The organism is Actinomycetota bacterium (genome assembly GCA_035697485.1).
Lineage (GTDB): Bacteria > Actinomycetota > UBA4738 > UBA4738 > HRBIN12 > JAOUEA01.
The window spans coordinates 1-3,105 of sequence record DASSCU010000061.1 but is presented as its reverse complement, the minus strand read 5'-3'; the positions used below and the strand labels follow the sequence as shown (position 1 = coordinate 3,105).

The window sequence follows — 3,105 nt, the reverse complement described above, 5'->3', positions numbered from 1 at the left end:
GCCTGGCCGTGCAGCACGATCGCCTCGGCGAGCTGGTCGCCGATCCGCTGGACGGGGTTCATCGCGTGCATCGCGCCCTGGAACACGACCGAGGCGCCTGTCCACCGCACCGCGCGGAGACGTCCCGGCTTCATCGTGAGGACGTCCTCCCCGTTGAGCAGGACCTCCCCCGACACGGTGGTCCCGACGGGGAGCAGACGTAGGATCGCGTTGACCACCGTCGACTTTCCGCACCCCGACTCTCCGGCCAACCCGAGCACCTCGCCCGGGTCGATGTCGAGCGACACGCCGCGCACCGCGGGGATCGGACCCGCCTGCGTCTTGTAGGTCACCTCGAGGTCGCGGACCGACAGGACGCTCATCGCTCACGCAGCTTCGGGTTGAGGATCTCGTCCAGCGCGAACCCGCACAGCGTGAACGCCAAGACGACGAACACGATCGCCAGGCCCGGCGGGATCAGCCACCACCACTGGCCGGCGCTGGCCGCCCCGGCGCCGAACGCGAAGTCGAGGATCGTGCCCCAGGAGATCGAGAGCGGGTCGCCCAGCCCCAGGAACGCGAGCGTGCTCTCGGCCAAGATCGCGAGCGCGACGGTCAGGATCGTGTTCGCGAAGATCAGCGGCGCCACGTTCGGAAGGATGTGGCGGGTGGTCAGGTGCCAGCTGCTCGAGCCGAGCGCGCGCGATCGCTCCACGTAGGGTCGGGTCTTCACGGACAGCACCTGCGCTCGGATGATCCTGGCCGTCGAGGGCCAGGTGGTCACGCCGATCACGAAGATGATCACGGTGAGCGACCGCCCGAGCACCGCGGCAAGCACGATCGCCAGCGGGAGGAACGGGATCACGAGGAACCAATCCGTGAGGCGCATCAGCACGGACTCGGGCCACCGGCCGTAATAGCCGGCCACGATGCCGACGACCGATCCGATCAGCATCGAGATCGCCGTCGCCAGCAGCCCAACGAGCAACGAGATCCGCGTCCCCCAGACCGTCAACGTGAAGACCGACCGCCCGAAGTTGTCCGTCCCGAACGGGAACCCCCACGACGGCGGCGAGAACGGCGTTCCGTTGCACGGGCAGGTGGCTTCGAGTCCCTCCTTCGGAGCGATCAACGGCGCGAACACGGCGACGGCGATGAAGAAGATCAGGGTGATCAGCCCGATCATCCCCATCGTGTTCTTCCGATACAGGACCCAGACACGCCTGGCCGACAGGCGGCGGCGTGTCCACGCGATCGCTCGGGGGCTCCTCGGGATCTCGGGCGGAGGGCCGGGCTCGAGCTCGACGCCGATCGGTGCATCTGTGACGTGGCCGAAGGTCTCACCCGGACGCATCAGGCGGCCCTCACGCGCGGGTCGAGGTACGAGTACAGGACGTCGGCGATCAGGTTCGCGAGGATGACGGCGGCGGAGAACAGCAGGAACAAGCCCTGCAGGAGCGGGTAGTCCTTCGCGTCGATCGCCTGCACCGTGAGCAGCCCCAGACCCGGATACGAGAACACGTACTCGATCGTGATCGCGCCGCCGAAGATGAAGCCCAGCGAAAGCAGGATCAGCGTCATCGTCGGCAGGAGCGCGTTCGGAACGACGTGGTGGCGCAGGACCTGCTTCTCGCGGACACCCTTAGCGCGAGCCGTCTGGACGAAGTCGTCGTTCATGACGTCGATGACGGAGTTGCGCATGATCAGCGCGTACTGCCCGAGGTACGCGATCGTCAGCACCATCCACGGGAGGAAGAGGTGGTTCAAGATGTCCGTGAAGTGCGCCCAGGCGCCCAGATCGGCTCCGGGTGTCTCGTACCCGCCGGTGGGGAAGATCGCGGGGAAGGGTCCCACGCCGCCCGCGAAGGCCATCAGCACGAGGATCCCGAACCAGAACTCCGGCATGGCGTAGACGAACAGGGTGAAGCTGAGGGATCCCACGTCGAACTTGCTCCCGTGCCGCCACCCCCCGTAGATGCCGATGATCAGTCCGATGATCGCCGACGCGATCGTGGACGTGCCGAGCAGCAGGATCGTCGGCCAGATCCGGTCGCCGATCACCTCGGCGACGTCGGCGCCCCGCAGGTAGAAGGACTCGCCGAACTCGAACTTCGCCGTGTCCGTGACGTAGGTCAGGAACTGTTGCGGGAGCGGTTTGTCCAGCCCGAGGTCCGCCCTGACCTCCTCGAGGTTCTCGGGATTGAAGGCGGTCGTGCCTCGGAGCAGGAGCGCTCCCGGATCACCGGGCAGAACACGGAACAGGAAGAAGTTGAAGACCATGACGAAGGCCAGGGTGAGGACGGCCTGCGCCACCTTGCCGAGGATGTACCTGCGTGTCCCCACCCCGGTCTACGAACGTCCTTCCCGCTCCGGCCGTGTCTCCTAGACGTCCTCGTCGCTCACGCGCCGGCGACGCGCGAACAGGACGACCGCTCCGATCACCAGGACCGCCGCGATCCCCGCCCAGAGTAGCGGCGAGACGCCGCGGGCTTCGGCGGAGCTCCCCCCGCCGCCCTCGGCCTCGCTCACGGGCGCGAGCGTCAGCCAGACGTCGCTGATGCCACCCCAGCCCTCGAGCAGGTCGCCGTTCTGGGGCGGCTGCGGGTTGTAGCCGGTGAACCTGTCGGTCCGGTAGGCCTGGAAGTACGGGTCGTACCAAAGGATCGAGTACGTCGCGTCCTCATAGAACCTCTTCTGCATCTCGTGGACGATGGCCCAGCGATCGTCCACGTCGAGCGCCTGCTGTTGCTCGAGGTACATCTGGTCGTACTCCGGGTCGCAGTGGTACGAGTCGTTGTTCCCGTAGGTCGAGCCGTCGGGCGGCCGTTGGTCGCACTTCATCCACGACAGCACAGCGTCCGGGTCCGGGTCCGGGTACCAACCCCAGGCGAACATGTCGTACGTGCCCTCGTTGATGATGTCGCCGAGGCGTCCCGAGGTGACGGCGATGACCTCCGCCTCGATGCCGATCTGGCCGAGCCATTCGGAGATGAAGGGGGCGGCGTCGACCGTCGTCTGCTCGTTGGTGCGAACGTAGTAGCGGAACTCGAGGGGTCTGCCCGGATCGAGCGAGCCCGGTGGCATCTCGCGGACGCCGTCGCCGTCGGTGTCGGTGTAGCCGGCGTC

General features: G+C 67.1%; 4 protein-coding genes. All 4 read right to left on the bottom strand.

Annotated elements, in window-relative coordinates; all coding sequences use genetic code 11:
* Positions 1-362: ATP-binding cassette domain-containing protein (locus tag VFI59_15410; GenBank protein ID HET6715080.1), on the bottom strand; the 362-nt coding region annotated here is incomplete at its 3' end.
* The gene (locus VFI59_15405) at positions 359-1,333 is read right to left on the bottom strand and encodes an ABC transporter permease (protein ID HET6715079.1); all 975 of its coding nucleotides are present in this window, start codon (positions 1,331-1,333) and stop codon (positions 359-361) included. The genes VFI59_15410 and VFI59_15405, both read right to left, overlap by 4 nt.
* Positions 1,333-2,322: an ABC transporter permease gene (locus VFI59_15400; protein HET6715078.1), complete on the bottom strand. Its 990-nt coding sequence runs from the start codon at positions 2,320-2,322 to the stop codon at positions 1,333-1,335. Before VFI59_15400 ends, VFI59_15405 begins: the two co-directional genes overlap by 1 nt.
* 39 nt (positions 2,323-2,361) lie before the next feature.
* Positions 2,362-3,105: ABC transporter substrate-binding protein (locus VFI59_15395; GenBank protein ID HET6715077.1), on the bottom strand; the 744-nt coding region annotated here is incomplete at its 5' end.

Excerpts from the sequence above, each read along its gene's own strand:
- VFI59_15405 (HET6715079.1), bottom strand. The coding sequence starts at position 1,333 with ATGCGTCCGGGTGAGACCTTCGGCCACGTCACAGATGCACCGATCGGC.